Genomic DNA, 16688 nt, shown 5'->3' with positions numbered 1-16688 from the left:
CACCGAGCCGATCGCCGTCGTCTCCATGGCGTGCCGCCTGCCCGGCGGGATCGACACCCCCGAGGCGTTCTGGGACCTGCTGTCCTCCGGAGGCGACGCCGTCGGCGGCCTGCCGTCGCGGTGGAACAGCCTGGGCGTGTACGACCCCGACCCCGAGGCCGTGGGCAAGAGCTACGCCCGCGAGGGCGGCTTCATCGACGGCGTCGAGGGCTTCGACGCGCCCTTCTTCGGGATCTCGCCTCGCGAGGCCCTGTCGATGGACCCGCAGCAGCGGCTCGTGCTCGAAGCGTCGTGGGAGGCGCTGGAGCGCGCCGGGATACCGCCCGAGTCCCTGAGCCGCAGCCGCACCGGTGTCTACCTGGGCACCATGAGCTCCGACTACGGCAACCAGCAGGGCGCCGACCTGAACGCCCTGGACGGTTACGTCAGTACGGGCAACGCCTCCAGCGTCGTCTCCGGCCGCGTCTCCTACACCCTGGGCCTCCAGGGCCCCGCGGTCACCGTCGACACCGCCTGCTCCTCCTCCCTCGTCTCCGTGCACCTGGCCGTGCAGGCCCTGCGCTCGGGCGAGTGCGAGATGGCCCTGGCCGGCGGTGTGACCGTCATGAGCACCCCCGCCCTCTTCGTGGAGTTCAGCCGTCTGAAGGGCATGGCGGCGGACGGCCGCTGCAAGTCCTTCTCCGCCGACGCGGACGGCGCGGGCTGGGCCGAGGGCGCGGGCGTACTGCTGCTCAAGCGCCTGTCGGCCGCCCAGCGCGACGGGGACCAGATCCTCGCCGTGATCCGGGGTTCGGCGGTGAACCAGGACGGCCGCAGCCAGGGCCTCACCGCCCCCAACGGCCCGTCCCAGCAGCGCGTCATCCACGACGCGTTGGAGGCCGCGCGGCTCACCCCCGCCGACATCGACGCGGTCGAGGCGCACGGTACGGGTACGCCGCTGGGCGACCCGATCGAGGCGGGCGCGCTGGCCGAGGTGTTCGGCCCGGAGCGGACGGCTGACAGGCCGCTGTACCTGGGCTCGTCGAAGTCGAACATCGGGCACGCGCAGGCGGCGGCGGGTGTCATCGGCGTGATGAAGATGGTGCTCGCACTCCAGCACGAGAGCCTGCCGAAGACCCTGCACGCCGAGGAGCCCAGCCCGCACATCCAGTGGGAGGGCAGCGGTCTCGAACTGCTGGGCGAGGAGCGTGCCTGGGTCCGTGGCGCCCGTGGTGAGGGTCGGGTGCGGCGTGCGGGTGTGTCCTCGTTCGGGCTGAGCGGGACGAACGCGCATGTGGTGGTGGAGGAGCCGCCGGTGGCGGAGACGCCGATGCAGGCGCAGTCCGTCGAAGGACCGCTGCCGGTGGTGGTGTCGGGTCAGTCCGGTGAGGCGCTGCGGGAGCAGGCGGGGCGGTGGGCGGAGTGGCTGTCGGGGCGTGATGACGTACGGCTGCCTGATGTGGCGGTGACGGCGGCCCGTCACCGTACGCACTTCGAGCACCGGGCGAGTGTCGTCGCCTCGGACCTGGCTGGGCTCGTGGAGGGGTTGCGTGCGGTGGGTGAGGGCGCGGCGCATGATGCCGTGGTCTCGGGGCGGTCTGAGCGTCGCGGGAAGGTGGTGTTCGTCTACCCGGGCCAGGGTTCGCAGTGGGTCGGGATGGGGCGTGAGCTGCTGTCCAGCAGCTCGGTGTTCGCGGAGACGATTGACGCGTGCGATGCGGCGTTGAGGCCGTTCACCGGGTGGTCGGTGCGTGAGGTGGTCGCTGGTCTTGAGGGCGATCATCCGCCGTTCGACCGGGTGGATGTCGTGCAGCCCGCGTTGTTCGCGATGGGTGTCGCGCTGTCCGCGCACTGGCGGTCCCTCGGGATTGAACCTGCTGCCGTCGTCGGTCACTCGCAGGGCGAGGTTGTTGCTGGTGTGGTGAGCGGTGCTCTCACTCTGGAGCAGGGCTCGCAGATCGTCGCCCAGCGTTCGCAGGCCGTTCTCGCGTGCGCTGGTCAGGGAGGTATGGCCCTGATCGAGCGCCCGTTGGCGCAGGTCGAGGAGTTCATCGCCCCCTACGGCGAAGCCCTGTCCGTCGCCGCCGTGAACACGGCCGGCTCGACGGTGATCTCGGGTCAGGCCGCCGAGCTGGACGAGCTGGTCAGCCGCCTGCAAGAGCAGGACGTGTACGCACGCAAGATCAATGTCGACTACGCGTCCCACAACGCCCAGATGGATCCGCTGCTCCCCGCTCTCGCGGAGAACTTCACCTCCATCACGCCCACCGCCACGGACATCGCGTTCTACTCCACCGTGACGGGTGAGATCGCGAACGGCACCGACCTGGACGGCGCCTACTGGTGCCGCAACCTTCGCGCGCCCGTCCGTTTCGACCGTGCCTTGGACAAGCTCCTGACCGACAACCACACGGTCTTCGTCGAGATCTCCGCGCACCCGGTGCTGTCCATGCCGCTCACCGACGGCAGCGCCGACCGTGGCGGCATCGTCGTCGGCTCCCTTGCTCGTCAGCATGGCAGTGAGGCGCAACTCCTGCGCAACCTCGGCCTGTTGCACGCGCAGGGCCACGTCATAGCCTGGGACAAGGTCCTCGGCGCCACCGCCGACGTACTCGTACCGGACCTGCCCACCTACGCCTTCCAGCGCGAGCACTACTGGCTCGACACCCCCACCACCTCGGGCGACGTGCGTTCGGTCGGCCTCGAAGTCTCCGACCACCCGTGGCTCGGCGCCGCGCTCGGCCTCGCCGACGGCGAGGGCCACCTGCTCACCGGACGCCTCTCGCTCGCCGAGCAGCCGTGGCTGGCCGAGCACGCCGCGTTCGGGACCGTCCTGGTCCCCGGCACCGGCCTCCTCGACCTGGCCCTGGCCGCCGCGCACCACGTGGGCGCCGCGCAGGTCGACGAGCTCACGCTGCTCGCCCCGCTCGTCCTGCCGGAGGACGGCGCCGTCCGCCTCCAGGTCGTGGTCGGCGGCGCGGGCGCCGAGGGCCGCCGCGCCGTCACCGTCTACAGCCGCCCCGAGGACGCGCCCGAGGACGCTCCTTGGCGGCAGCACGCGACGGGTGAGCTGTCGGACGCGGTCGCCGCGCCCGACGACGCCCCGTTCGCGGACCTCGCCGACCAGTGGCCCCCGGCCGGCACCGAGGACGTCGCACTCGACGGTTTCTACGAGGCGTTCGAGACGCGCGGCCTGTCCTACGGCCCCGCGTTCCAGGGACTCAAGGCGCTCTGGCGCAAGGGCAGCACCGCGTACGGAACCGTCCGCGTCCCCGAGGCGCTGAGGACCGACGGCTTCGGCGTCCACCCCGCCCTGCTCGACGCCGCGCTGCACACCCTCATGGGCGTACGGGAGGCCGGGGACACCCAGGTCTTCCTGCCCTTCGAGTGGACGGGCGTGGAGCTGTACGCGTCCGGGGCCACCGAACTCCGCGTACGCACCGCCCTGGACTCCACCACCGGCGAGCACCTCGAACTCACCGTCGCGGACGCCTCGGGCCGCCCGGTCCTCCGCGCGCGGGGCCTGCGGATCCGCGAGGCCTCCGCCGAGCAGGTCCGGGCGGGCGAGTCCGTGGACCACCTCTACCGCGTCGACTTCCAGGCCCCGCGCGCGCCGCAGAGCGAGCCCGACGGCGACGCCTGGGTGCTCGGTGGCACGGGCGGTCTGGCCCGCGCCCTGGACGGGGAGTCCTTCGCGGACTGGGACGCGCTGTACGCGGCCCTGGAGGCCCTGGGGGAGGGCGCCGAAGCGCCCGGCCGACTCGTCGTGGACGCCACGGACGCGGCCGAGGACGCCTTCGGCACGACGGCCGACGCCCTCGCCCTCGTACAGGCGCTCCTCGCCGAGCCGCGCCTCGAACGCACCGTCGTGCAGTGGGTGACGCGGGGTGCGGTGGACGCCGGGGACGGTGTCACCGATCTCGCGCACGCGCCGCTGTGGGGCCTGGTGCGCGCGGTGCGCGCCGAGTTCCCGGAGCGGGACCTGCGCCTGACCGACCTGGACTCCACCACCGAGCTTCCCGACCTCCTGGCCGGGGAGCCGGAGACGGTGGTACGCGGGGGAGAGGTGCGGGTCGCGCGGCTGACGCGTACCGCGATCGCCCCTCCGTCCGGGGACTCGCTCTTCGCACCGGAGGGCGTGGTCCTGCTGACCGGTGGTACGGGTGAGCTGGGGACGGCTCTGGCCACCCATCTGGTCCGTACGCACCAGGTTCGTCACCTGGTCCTGACCTCCCGCCGGGGCATGGACGCTCCGGGCGCCGACGACCTCATTTCCACCCTCACTGAAGCGGGTGCGGAGTCGGTTCGTATCGAGGCGTGTGACACCACTGACCGTGACGCGCTGCGTGCGTTGCTGACGTCGAGTGCGCGTCCGTGGACGGGTGTGTTCCATCTGGCGGCGACGCTCGACGACGGTCTGGTGACGTCGCAGACGCGTGAGCGTCTGGCGCACGTGTGGGGTCCGAAGGCACAGGGTGCGACCCATCTGCACGAGCTGAGCCTCGAACTGGGTCTGGATCTGGGCGCGTTCGTGCTGTTCTCGTCCGCCGCCGGTGTCCTGGGTGGTGCCGGGCAGTCGAACTACGCTGCCGCCAACGCCTACCTCGACGCCCTCGCCGCCCACCGGCGTACGCACGGTCTCCCCGCGACCAGCCTGTCCTGGGGCCTGTGGCAGCAGACCGGCACCGGGCTCACCGCCACCCTCGGCCAGGCGGAGCTCTCCCGCATGCGCCGCCAGGGGGTCGCCCCCCTCGGCCACGCACAGGCGCTGAAGGCCCTGGACGCGGCGCTCGTGGACGCGGACCCGCACCACGTCCCCGTACGCCTCGACCTCACCGCGCTCCAGCGGGCCACCGACGACGCGGCGCCCCTGCCCGCGCTCTTCCGGGGGCTCGTGCGCGCCCGTCGCCGCAACGCCGCCGACACGCCCGCGGCCTCCGGCGGCCTCCAGGACCACCTCGCGGCCCTGCCGGAGGGGGAGCGCCTCGGTTCGTTGGTGCGGGTGGTGCAGCGTGAGGCGGCCACGGTGCTCGGGATGGCCTCGGCCGACGCGATCAGCAAGGACCAGGTCCTTAAGGACCTCGGCATCGACTCGCTGATGGCCGTCGAGCTGCGCCGTCGGCTGTCGTCGGAGACGGGTCTGGCGCTGCCCTCGACGCTGGCCTTCGACTACCCGACGCCGACCGCCATCGCCTCGCTGCTCCTGGACAAGCTCGCCCCCTCCGCCGCCACGAAGAACGGCAAGGGCGGCAACGCGCGCCGCGTCCGCAAGAACAGCACGTCCCCCTCCGACGACCCGATCGCCATCATCTCGATGGCCTGCCGCCTCCCCGGCGGCGTCACCACGCCCGACGAGTACTGGTCGCTGCTCGCCGACGGCGTCGACGCGATCAGCGAACTGCCGCCCCGCTGGGACCACTTGGGCGTCTACGACCCGGACCCGGAGGCGGTCGGCAAGAGCTACGCCCGCGAGGGCGGCTTCATCCGGGACGCCGAGGACTTCGACGCCGCCTTCTTCGGGATCTCGCAGCGCGAGGCCCTGTCGATGGACCCGCAGCAGCGGCTCGTGCTCGAAGCGTCGTGGGAGGCGCTGGAGCGCGCGGGCATCAGGCCCGGGGCGCTGAGCGAGAGCCGGACCGGCGTCTACCTGGGCACGATGAGTTCGGACTACGGCGAGCAGGGCCGCGACCTGGACGCCTTCGACGGGTACGTCAGCACCGGCAACGCGTCCAGCGTGGTGTCCGGGCGGGTGTCGTACGCCCTCGGGCTGCAGGGTCCGGCGGTCACCATCGACACGGCCTGCTCGTCCTCGCTGGTCGCGATGCACCTCGCGGCGTCCGCCCTGCGCCAGGGCGAGTGCGAGCTCGCGCTCGTCGGTGGTGTCACCGTCATGAGCACCCCGCGCCTGTTCGTGGAGTTCAGCCGTCTGAAGGGCATGGCCCCGGACGGACGCTGCAAGTCCTTCTCGGCCCAGGCCGACGGCGCCGGGTGGTCGGACGGTGTCGGCGTGCTCGTGCTCAAGCGCCTGTCCGAGGCGGAGCGCGACGGAGACCGGGTCCTCGCGGTGATGCGCGGCTCTGCGGTGAACCAGGACGGCCGCAGCCAGGGCCTCACCGCCCCGAACGGTCCGTCCCAACAGCGCGTCATCCAGGAGGCGTTGGAGGCCGCGCGGCTCACCCCCGCCGACATCGACGCGGTCGAGGCGCACGGTACGGGTACGCCGCTGGGCGACCCGATCGAGGCGGGCGCGCTGGCCGAGGTGTTCGGCCCGGAGCGCGCGGCCGACCGGCCGCTGTACCTCGGTTCGTCGAAGTCCAACATCGGGCACGCCCAGGCGGCGGCCGGTGTGGCGGGCGTGATGAAGATGGTCCTCGCCCTCCAGCACGAGACGCTTCCCAAGACGCTGTACGCGGACCAGCCCAGCCCGCACGTCGTGTGGGACGGCAGCGGCCTCGAACTGCTCGCCGAGTCCCGCCCGTGGGCCCGTGGTGAGGGCCGGGTGCGCCGGGCCGGCGTCTCCTCCTTCGGCCTGAGCGGCACCAACGCCCACCTGGTCCTCGAAGAGGCGCCGCGGGCCCTCCCCGCGCCGTCGGCCCCCGCCGAAGCGGGCGGTCCGTTCGTCCTGCCGGTGTCCGGCCAGAGCGAGGAGGCGGTGCGCGAGCAGGCCGGGCGCTGGGCGCGGTGGCTGTCGGGACGTGACGTACGCCTGGCCGACGTCGCGGCGACGGCGGCGCTGCACCGTACGCACTTCGAGCGCCGCGCGGCCGTCACCGCCGCCACCGTCGCCGAGGCGGCCGACGCCCTGGGCGCGCTCGCCGGGGGCCGGGTGCCCGCCGGTGCGGCCGAGGGGCAGGCGGTCGCGGGCGACCTCGCGGTGCTGTTCACCGGGCAGGGCAGCCAGCGCATCGGCATGGGGCGCCAGTTGTACGCCGCCCTGCCGGTCTTCCGGCAGGCCTTCGACGAGGTCGTGGCGGCCCTGGACCCGCACCTGTCGCGGCCGCTGGGCGACGTGCTGCTCGCGCCCGGCGACAGTCCGGACGCGGTGCTCGTCCACGAGACCGAGTTCACCCAGCCGGGGCTCTTCGCCGTCGAGGTGGCGCTGTTCCGGCAGTGGCAGGCGTGGGGCGTCGTCCCGTCGGCGGTCGCCGGCCACTCGATCGGCGAGCTGGCGGCGGCGCACGTGGCCGGGGTGCTCGACCTGGCCGACGCGGCCCGGCTCGTCGCCGCCCGCGGGCGCCTGATGCAGGCGTGCGAGCGCGGCGGCGCGATGGCGTCCGTGGAAGCCTCGGAGGCCGAGGTCCTCGCGGTGCTGTCCGGGCGGGTGTCCGTGGCGGGCCTGAACGGGCCCGCGCAGACCGTGGTCAGCGGCGACACCACCGCCGTGGAGGCCGTGGTGGCGCACTTCGCCGCCGAGGGGCGGCGCACGCGGCGCCTGGAGGTGTCGCACGCGTTCCACTCGCCGCACATGGACGCCATGCTCGGCGCGTACGCGGAGGTGGCCGCCGGGTGCGCCTTCCGGGCGCCGGAGATCCCGCTGGTGTCCACGGTGACCGGCACCTGGGCGACCGAGGAGCTGACCGACCCGGCGTACTGGGTGCGCCAGGTCCGGGACGCGGTGCGGTTCGTGGACGCGGTGCGCACCCTTGAACAGGGCGGCGCAGTACGGTACTTGGAGGTCGGCCCGGCCGGTGTGCTGTCCGCCATGGGGGCCGCCTGCGTCGAGGGCGCGGCGTCCTTCACCGCCTCCCAGCGCACCTCCCGCACCCCCGACGAGCCCGTCGACGAGGTGCGCACCCTGGTCCAGGCGCTGGGCGCCCTGCACGTGGCGGGCGAGGCCGTCGCCTGGGACCGGGTCCTGGACGGCGGCTCCCCGGTGGACCTGCCGACCTACGCCTTCCAGCGCGACCGCTTCTGGCTGGAGCCCGCCCGCTCCGGCAAGGGCGACGCGCGCCAGTCGGGCCTGGTGCCCGCCGAACACCCGTGGCTGGGCGCGGTGGTGACGCTGGCCGACGGCGAGGGGCACCTGCTGTCCGGGCGGCTCTCGCTGGCCGAGCACGCCTGGCTGCGCGACCACGCCGTCTTCGGCACGGTCCTGGTGCCCGGCACCGGTCTGCTCGACCTGGCGCTCGCCGCCGCCCGCACCGTCGGCGCCGGATCGGTCGCCGAACTCACGCTGGCCCAGCCCCTGGTGCTCACCGAGGACTCCCCGGTGCGCCTCCAGGTGCGGGTGGGCGCCCCGGACGACGAGGGGCGGCGGGCGCTGGGCATCCACAGCCAGCCCGAGTCCGCCGCCGACGCGGGCACCTGGACGCAGCACGCGGCCGGGCGGCTCGCGGACGGCGCGGGACGGCCGGGTGCGGCAGTGCTCGCCGACTCCGGCGCCTGGCCGGTGACCGGGGCCGAGGCCCTGCCGGTCGAGGGGTTCTACGAGTCCCTGGGCGGCCAGGGCCTGGAGTACGGGCCCGCCTTCCGCGGCCTGACCGGCCTCGCCCGGCGCGGCACGGTGGCCTACGGGCGCGTCGTGCTGCCCGAGGCGGAGCACGCCCGGGTGGAGGGCTTCGGGGTGCACCCGGCGCTGCTCGACGCGGCGCTGCACGTGCTGGCGGGCCTGGACACGGGGGAGCGGCCCGAGGGCACGGTCCTGCTGCCGTTCGCCTGGACGGACGTGGCCCTGTACGCGACGGGCAGCACCGAACTGCGCGTGCGGGTCGAGCTGACCGGCGGCGAGGGCTCCGGCGGCCGCGCGGTCACCGTGCTCGCCACCGACCCGGCCGGCGAGCCCGTGGTGCACGCGGCGGGGCTCCAGGTGCAGGAGGCGGGCGCGGATCAGCTGCGGGTGACCGCGCCGTCCGCCGCCGACCACCTGTACCGGGTGGACTTCCAGCCGGTGAACCTGCCCGAGGGCGCCTCGGTGGCGCCCGGCACGGTCGTGCTCGGCGCCGGGGACGAGCTGGCCGGGGCCCTGGGCGTGGAGCGCTTCGACGGCCCGGGCGCGCTGCCCGGGGCCGGCGGAGCACCGCGCCGCATCGTCCTCGACCGTACGTCGGCGGCCACCGCGACCGGCGCCGGCGGAGCGGGCGCGCACGACGCCGTACTCGCGGAACTGTCCCTGGTCCAGGAGCTGCTGGCCGACGAACGGCTGGCGCAGGCGGAGCTCGTCTGGGTGACCAGGGACGCGGTCGCGGCCCGGTCCGAGGACGCGGTCGGCGACCTGGCGCACGCGCCGCTGTGGGGCCTGGTCCGGGCGCTGCGCGGCGAGCACCCGGAGCGGGTGGTGCGCCTGGTCGACCTGGACGGCGCGGAGCCGGAGCCGGGGACCCTGCCCGGGCTGCTCGCGGGCGCGCTGGCCCTGGAGGGCGAGCCGGAGCTCGCGGTGCGCGGTACGGCCGCGTACGCGCCGCGCCTGGTGCGGGCGGCGGCCAAGGGCGGCGGCACGCTCAACCCGCCCGCCCGGCCGGGCCCCTGGCACCTGGACATCCGGGAGAAGGGCAGCATCGACAGCCTGGAGCTGGTGCCGGTGGACGGCGCCGAGCCGCTGGGCGAGCACGAGGTGCGCGTCGCGGTGCGCGCGGCGGGCATGAACTTCCGCGACGTCCTGAACGCGCTCGGCATGGTCGCCACGCCCAAGCTGGGCCTGGAGTTCGCGGGCGTGGTCCTGGAGACCGGCCCGGGCGTCACCCACCTGCGGCCCGGCGACCGGGCCATGGGCCTGGCCCTGGGCGCGTTCGGCACCGAGGCGCGCGGCGACGGGCACCTGATGGCGCGGCTGCCGGAGGCGCTGACGTACGAGCAGGGCGCCACGATCCCGCTGGCCTTCCTGACCGCCTACTACGGGCTGACCGAGCTGGGCGGGCTGCGGGCGGGCGAGAAGGTCCTGGTGCACGCGGCGGCGGGCGGCGTCGGCATGGCCGCGGTGCAGCTGGCGCGCCACCTGGGCGCCGAGGTGTACGGCACGGCCAGCCGCGCCAAGTGGGGCACCCTGCGGGCCCTGGGGCTCGCCGAGGACCGGATCGCGTCCTCGCGCGACACCGCGTTCGAGGAGGCGTGGCTCGCGGCGACCGGCGGGTCCGGCGTCGACGTGGTGCTCAACTCGCTGGCCGGTGAGTTCACCGACGCGTCGCTGCGGCTGCTGCCGCGCGGCGGCCGGTTCCTGGAGATGGGCAAGACCGACGTCCGCGACGCGGACGAGGTCGCCGCCGCCCACCCCGGGGTCGTCTACAGCGCCTTCGACCTGATGTCGCTGGAGCCCGCGCACCTGCACCGGATGCTCACCGAGCTGTCCGGGCTGCTCGCGGACGGCACGATCGCGCCGCTGCCGCACCTCTCGTACGACGTGCGCGAGGCGCCCGCGGCCTTCCGCTACATGGCCTCCGGCCGGCACACCGGCAAGCTGGTGCTCACCGTGCCCAGGGCGCTCGACCCGGACGGCACGGTCCTCGTCACCGGCGGCACGGGCGAGCTCGGCCGCCGGGTCGCGCACCGGCTGGTCGCCGAACACGGCGTGAGCCACCTGGTCCTGACGTCACGTCAGGGCCCGGCGGCGGCCGGGTCCGGCGAGCTCGCCGAGGAGCTGCGCGCCGCGGGCGCCGCCTCCGTACGGATCCTGGCCTGCGACGTCTCCCGGCACGAGGAGGCCGCGGCGGCCGTCGCCGAGGCGGGCCGCGAGCACCCGCTGACGGGCGTGGTGCACCTGGCGGCCGTCCTCGACGACGGCGTGGTGCGCAACCAGAGCGCCGAGCGCTTCGAGCGGGTGCTCGCCCCCAAGCTCACCGGGGCCCGGCACCTGCACGAGCTGACCCGGGACCTCGACCTGGCCGCGTTCGTCCTGTTCTCCTCGGTCGCCGGCACCTTCGGCTCGCCGGGGCAGGGCAACTACGGCGCCGCCAACGCCTTCCTGGACGCCCTCGCCGCGCACCGCCACAAGCACGGCCTGGCCGCCACCAGCCTCGCCTGGGGCCTGTGGGCCCAGGGCGGCTCCGGCATGACGGCCGCGCTCGGCGAGGCCGAACTGGCCCGGATGCGCCGCCAGGGCGCCCGGGCGATGTCCGCCGACGAGGGCCTGGCGCTCCTCGACGCGGCCCTCGCCCGCCCCGAGGCGCACCTGGTGCCCGCCAAGCTCGACCTGGCCGCGCTCCAGCGGGCCGGCGAGGACCAGCTGCCCGCGCTGCTGCGGGTGCTGGTCCGACCCCGGCCCAAGCAGGCCGGACAGTCCGCCGAGCAGGCGTCGGCGTTCCGTGACCGGCTCGCGGGCCTGCCCGACGACGAGCGCGCCGCCGCGCTGCGCAAGTTCGTGCAGCAGGAGGTCACCGCCGTCCTGGGGCTCTCCGGCAGCGGGGACGTACCGCTGGACAAGCCGATGCGCGAGTTCGGCTGGGACTCGCTGATGGCGGTCGAGCTGAAGAACCGCATCGAGAAGTACACCCAGGTCGCCGTGCCCAGCACGCTGGCCTTCGACTACCCCACGCCCCGGGCGATCGCGGACTTCCTGCACGGGAAGCTCTCGTTCGAGGAGCCGTCCGGCGAGGACGCCCCGCCCCAGGACCCGGCACAGGCGGCCCAGTGGGCGCTGGCCCGCGTCACGCCCGAACGACTGCGCCAGAGCGGCCTGCTCGACCGGCTGCTCGAACTCGCCCGGCACGACCAGGCGCCGGCCCCCGCCGACGCCGCCGGAGCGCTGCAGGCCGCCGAGGAGCTCACGGCCGAGGAGATGGACAAGGCCCTCGACGCCGTGCTCGGCACCCTGTGACCCCCGTCCCCGCGCGCCCGCCCCACGACCACGCACCCCCCACCCGAATAGACCGTTCCACACGGGAGTTGATCACGTGACCACGCCAGAGACCGCACAGACCCAGGCGCCCTCGCGCCGCAAGTGGGTGGCCCTCGCCGTCGTCCTCCTCGCGGCCTTCCTCGACAACGTCGACTCGACGATCGTCACGGTGGCGCTGCCCAGCATCCAGAACGACCTGGGCGCCGACTTCGCCACCGCCCAGTGGACGCTGGCGGGCTACGCCCTCGCGTTCGCCGTGTTCCTGATCACCGGCGGCCGCCTCGGCGACATCTTCGGCCGCAAGCGGCTGTTCATCGGCGGCGTGGTCGGCTTCACGCTCGCCTCGGTGGTCTGCGGCGTCGCCGCGACCCCGGGCGTGCTGGTCGGCGGGCGTCTTGCCCAGGGCCTGATGGCCGCGCTGATGGTGCCGCAGGTCATGTCGGTCATCATGACGACCTTCGAGCAGAAGGAGTGGGTCGTCGCCTTCTCGATGATGGGCGCGGTCCTCGGCCTCGGCGGCGTCAGCGGCCCGCTGCTCGGCGGCCTGCTCACCGACCTCGACCTGTTCGGCCTGGGCTGGCGCACGATCTTCCTGATCAACGTCCCGTTCGGCATCCTGGCCGTGGTCCTGGCCTCCCTGGTGCTCACCGAGAGCAAGTCCGAGGCGTCCCCGCGCGTGGACGTCCCCGGCGTCGCACTGATCACGATCGCCGCCATCGGCCTGATGTTCCCCCTGGTCCAGGGCCGCGAACAGGGCTGGCCCGCCTGGATGTTCGTGATGATGGCCGTCGCCCTGGTGCTCCTGGTCCCGTTCGCCCTGTACCAGCGCAAGCGGCACGCCAAGGACGGCTCCGCGCTCGTTCCCCCCACCCTGTTCAAGCAGCGCTCCTTCACCGCCGGCGTCTTCGTCGTCATGTTGGCCTTCTCCGGCATCACCTCGTTCTTCCTGGTGCTGACCTACCAGATGCAGCTCGGCCTGGAGTGGTCCGCGCTGCGCACCGCGCTGGTGACCGTCGCCTTCCCGATCGGCATCATGGCCACCTTCCAGATCGCCTGGCGCAAGGGCACCGCCAACGGCCGCGCGTTCGTGGCGCTGGGCACCGGCATCATGGCCCTGGGCACCGCGCTGATGATCGTGTTCACCCGCACCGAGGGCGCGGACGTCACCTGGCTGCACCTGGCCGGTGCGGAGCTCGTCGTCGGCCTCGGCATGGGCCTGTGCTCGCCGATCCTGACCAACGTCGTCCTCGGCGACGTCCCGCCGCAGGACGCGGGCGCCGGCTCCGGCGTGGTCAACGCCCTCATCCAGTTCGGCACGGCCGCGGGCATCGCGGTCGTCGGCGTGATCTTCTTCAGCCTCGCCGACTCCGGCACCGGCTCCCGCGCCGAGCGCTTCAGCGACGCCACCGCCGCGACCCTCTGGTACAACGTCGGCGTCTTCCTGCTCGTGGCCGCGCTCAGCCCGCTCCTGCCGGGCAAGAAGCCGGCCCCCGAGGCCACCGCGTCGTCATCGGGCGCCGAGGCCCGCGGCGAGTCACTGGTCCCCGACCCGGCCTGACCCGCCCCTTCCCACCTCCCGGCCCCTGAGGGCCACCCGACCACCTACGGAGGCATGCATGACCGACACCCCGCAGAGCGACAACACCAACAACGCCGTCAACGCCGAGGGCTCCGAGGACAGCGCGCGCGAGAAGTTCCGCGAGGCGCTGGAGCGCAAGCGCAACTCCACCCGCGCCAAGTCCGCGCACGAGGAGGGCCGCATGCGCGTCAAGAACATGAGCGGCCCGGCCGGGCAGAAGCGCTACTTCCGCCGCAAGACCGGGTGACGCGCGGGGAGCCCGCGCTCCCCGGACGCCCGAGGCCGCCGCGGCCCCCTCGTCCGGGGGGCCGGGGCGGCCTTTTCGCGCGGGGGCGCCCGCTGCGTCGTACAAGCAGTGACGCACGAGTTCGCGCCCCCGTCCCCGTACGGACGCCCTCGCGCCCCGGTCGAGGGCCGCTCGGGGAGCGGTACGGGAACGCCGGGGGCGTGCTCGGGACGTACTGCCGACCCGGGGCACCCCCGGCCACGGAGGAATCCACTCCGCGCCCCGCGCCGCCCCGCCCCGGCCGTCCCACCTGCTCCGGAGCCGTCCGCACCGCCGCGCGACGACCGTGGTCGTGGACCGCGTGTCGAGCCCCGCTCCAGCGCACCCCGAGCCGACGGCGCGAAGGTCGTGCACATGGGCGCGAGAGAGGTAGAGGTCCTGTGACCAGGGAACAGACCGTGACCGCCACGACCGGCGCCGCACCGCGCGCACCCCACGGGCCGCGCGGGGCCGACGCGCGCGTCCGCGCCGCGCGCCTGGAGGCGAGCCTCGGCGACCCGTACGACCCCGCCAACCCGCACGGCCTCGCCACGCTGTTCGGCGCGGACGACCAGCGGTCCGTGCCGCGCGCCACCGAGGCGCTGCTCGACGGCGCGGGCCTGGCCGCCGAGTTCGTGCCCGCCGAGTACGGCGGCCGGCTCACCCGGGCCGACCTGCTGGCCCGCGTGCTGCGCCCGGTCTTCCGGCGCGACGTGGCCCTCGGCTTCGGGTACGGGATCACCTCGCTCTTCGGCGCCGGACCCGTGTGGGCCGCCGGCACGCCCGAGCAGCGGCGCCGGCTCGCGGAGCTGATGACCGGCGGCGGGCGGGCCACGATCCTGCACCACGAGCTGGCCCACGCCAACGCCATCCTGCGCCACGAGTTCACCGCCGCCCACGTGCCCGGGGGCTACCGGCTGGACGGCCGCAAGGACGTCATCATCAACGCGGAGCGCGCGGACGCCCGGGTGGTGTGGGCCCGCACCGACGACGCCCGCACCCCGCGCAGCCACTCGGTGCTGCTGCTCGACGCGGACGACGCGGAGACCGTGCGCCAGCTGCCCCGGGTGGCGACGCCCGGCATGCGCGGGGCGCTCTTCTCCGGCCTGGAGTTCACCGGCCACCCGGTGCCCGCCGACGCGCTGGTGGGCCGCTCCGGCGAGGGCGTCGCCCTGGCCCTGCGCACCTTCCAGGTCAACCGCAGCCTGATCTGCGGCGTCGTCACCGCGGCCGTCGACACCGTGCTGCACTCCGCCGTACGGGCCGCGCTGACCGGCCGCTCCACCGTCGCCAAGCGCTGGCACAAGCAGCTCACCGGCGTCTTCGCCGACCTGCTCGCCTGCGACGCGATGTCCACCGTCGTGCTGCGCGCCCTGAGCCTGCTGCCCGACCGCGCGCACGTGTTCGCCGCGGCCGTGAAGTACGTGGTGCCCAACCTGCTGCGGGAGGACCTGGACGAGCTGGCCACCGTGCTCGGCGCGCGCGGATTCGACTACGAGAGCGCCGAGTTCGGCGCGCTGGACAAGCTGGTGCGCGACCTGCCGGTGGCCGGGCTCGGGCACGCGGGCAGCGCCGCCTGCCAGGCGGTGATCGTGCCGCAGCTGCGCGGCCTGGCCGAGCGCTCGTGGTTCGCCGAGGAGGAGCCGCCGCCGGAACTGTTCCGCCTGGAGGCGGACGTCCCCGACCTCGACTACCGGCTGCTCGGCATCGCGGGCGGCGGCGACTTCATGGCCGCCTCGCTGCTCGGCTCGGCCTCCCGGCTCGCCGCCTCGCGGGGCGTCGGCGGGCAGATCGGCGCCCTGGCCGCGCTCGCCGAGGCGTTCGCCACCGAGCTGCGGGCCCTGCGCGAGGAGTGCCGGGCGATCCCCGCCCGGGGCGCCCCCGACCCGGCCGTCATCGTGCTCAGCGACCGCTACAGCCTGGTGGTCGGCGCGGCGGCGGTGCTCGCGGTCTGGGAGAACCAGTCGGGCAACGCCTCGTTCCTCGCCGACCCGGCCTGGGCCGTGCGCGCCCTGGGGCGGATGGGGATGCGGCTCGGCATCCCGGTGCCCGACCTGCCCGACGGCACCCACGAGGGGATCCTCGAGGAGCTGGTACGCCGCTACCGCTCCGGCCGCAGCTGCGACCTCGACGCCGTGGCACTCGCCCAGTGACCGTCCGAAGCGAAGGAGGCGGGAAGGTGACGGACCTCCGGGTCGACGCCGGCCGCATCAGCGAGCCGATCCACGTCAGCGGACCCGCCGCGCCCTGGGAACGGGTGCGCGAGGCCATGGACCGCAACGGCAACGCGGTCGTCCACACCACCTGGGGCGAGTGGCTCTCGGCGGCGGTGGCCGACCCGTCCCTGCGGCCGCTGCTCGGCCGCGACTGGCAGCGCTACCGGCGCACCGCAGACGCGACGATCCGCTACCGCTTCGTCGCGTCCCGGCTGGCCACCAAGTTCACCGCCGCCGCCGCGCTGCACACCGACCCGGCCGAGCTGGACCTCGCGTACAAGATCGGCGGACGGCCCTACCTGCGCGGCCTGGACCAGGTGGACATCAGCCTCACCCACACCGACGACCTGATCGCCGTCGGGGTGAGCCGCAACGGCCGGATCGGCGTGGACACCGAACCGGCGGGCCGCCACATGTCGTTCGACCTGCTCAACGACCACGTCTGCACCCCCGCCGAGCGCGCGGAACTGGCCGGCCTGCCCGCCGACCGCCAGGCGGCCGAACTGCTGCGGCTGTGGACCCTGAAGGAGGCCTACACCAAGGCGCTCGGCCAGGGACTGCGGCTGGGCTTCAGCGAGTTCGGCTTCGGCGTCGAGAACAGCGGCCTGCTCGCCCCGGACGGCCGCCCGGCGGCCCGCGACGAGTGGGCGTTCTCCACCCACACGGTCCTCGGCCGCTACCTGATCAGCGTGGCCTGCCACGACGCGGGCCTGGACGCCTCCCGCGACACGGCGGCGCGCACGATGCTGGACGAGGGGTTCATGGGGGCGGTGGCGGAGTTGCTGGACTAGGGCGTGTCTGATGGCTCTTTGGCGAGGTCCCGGAGCCAGATGATGAGGGCTGCGGTGGCCAGGGTGCCGTGGAATATGTAGTCGCGTTTGT

Annotated in this window: 4 protein-coding genes and 1 pseudogene; all 5 read left to right on the top strand. The window is 74.5% G+C overall.

What is annotated here, in order from left to right; all coding sequences use genetic code 11:
• Window position 1: 1 nt before the first annotated feature.
• A pseudogene (locus ABT160_RS22280) lies at window positions 2-11725 on the top strand (SDR family NAD(P)-dependent oxidoreductase); the annotation flags it as partial.
• Between the two features lie 76 nt (window positions 11726-11801).
• Complete coding sequence (locus ABT160_RS22275) at window positions 11802-13304, top strand: MFS transporter (RefSeq protein ID WP_351649469.1); 1503 nt, start codon at window positions 11802-11804, stop codon at window positions 13302-13304.
• Between the two features lie 58 nt (window positions 13305-13362).
• Entirely contained in the window at window positions 13363-13572 is a 210-nt protein-coding gene (locus tag ABT160_RS22270; RefSeq protein ID WP_351649468.1) for a DUF5302 domain-containing protein, read from the top strand.
• Between the two features lie 437 nt (window positions 13573-14009).
• Window positions 14010-15743 (top strand): acyl-CoA dehydrogenase family protein, encoded by a 1734-nt coding sequence (locus tag ABT160_RS22265; protein WP_351649467.1) that lies wholly within the window; start codon window positions 14010-14012, stop codon window positions 15741-15743.
• Between the two features lie 26 nt (window positions 15744-15769).
• Window positions 15770-16597: a 4'-phosphopantetheinyl transferase family protein gene (locus ABT160_RS22260; protein WP_351649466.1), complete on the top strand. Its 828-nt coding sequence runs from the start codon at window positions 15770-15772 to the stop codon at window positions 16595-16597.
• The last annotated feature ends 91 nt before the right edge of the window (window positions 16598-16688 follow it).

It is taken from the genome of Streptomyces sp. NPDC001941 (genome assembly GCF_040296945.1).
Classification (GTDB): Bacteria; Actinomycetota; Actinomycetes; order Streptomycetales; family Streptomycetaceae; genus Streptomyces.
This window is presented reverse-complemented; position numbering and strand designations above follow the sequence as displayed.

Excerpts from the sequence above, each read along its gene's own strand:
- ABT160_RS22270 (WP_351649468.1), top strand. The coding sequence starts at position 13,363 with ATGACCGACACCCCGCAGAGCGACAACACCAACAACGCCGTCAACGCC.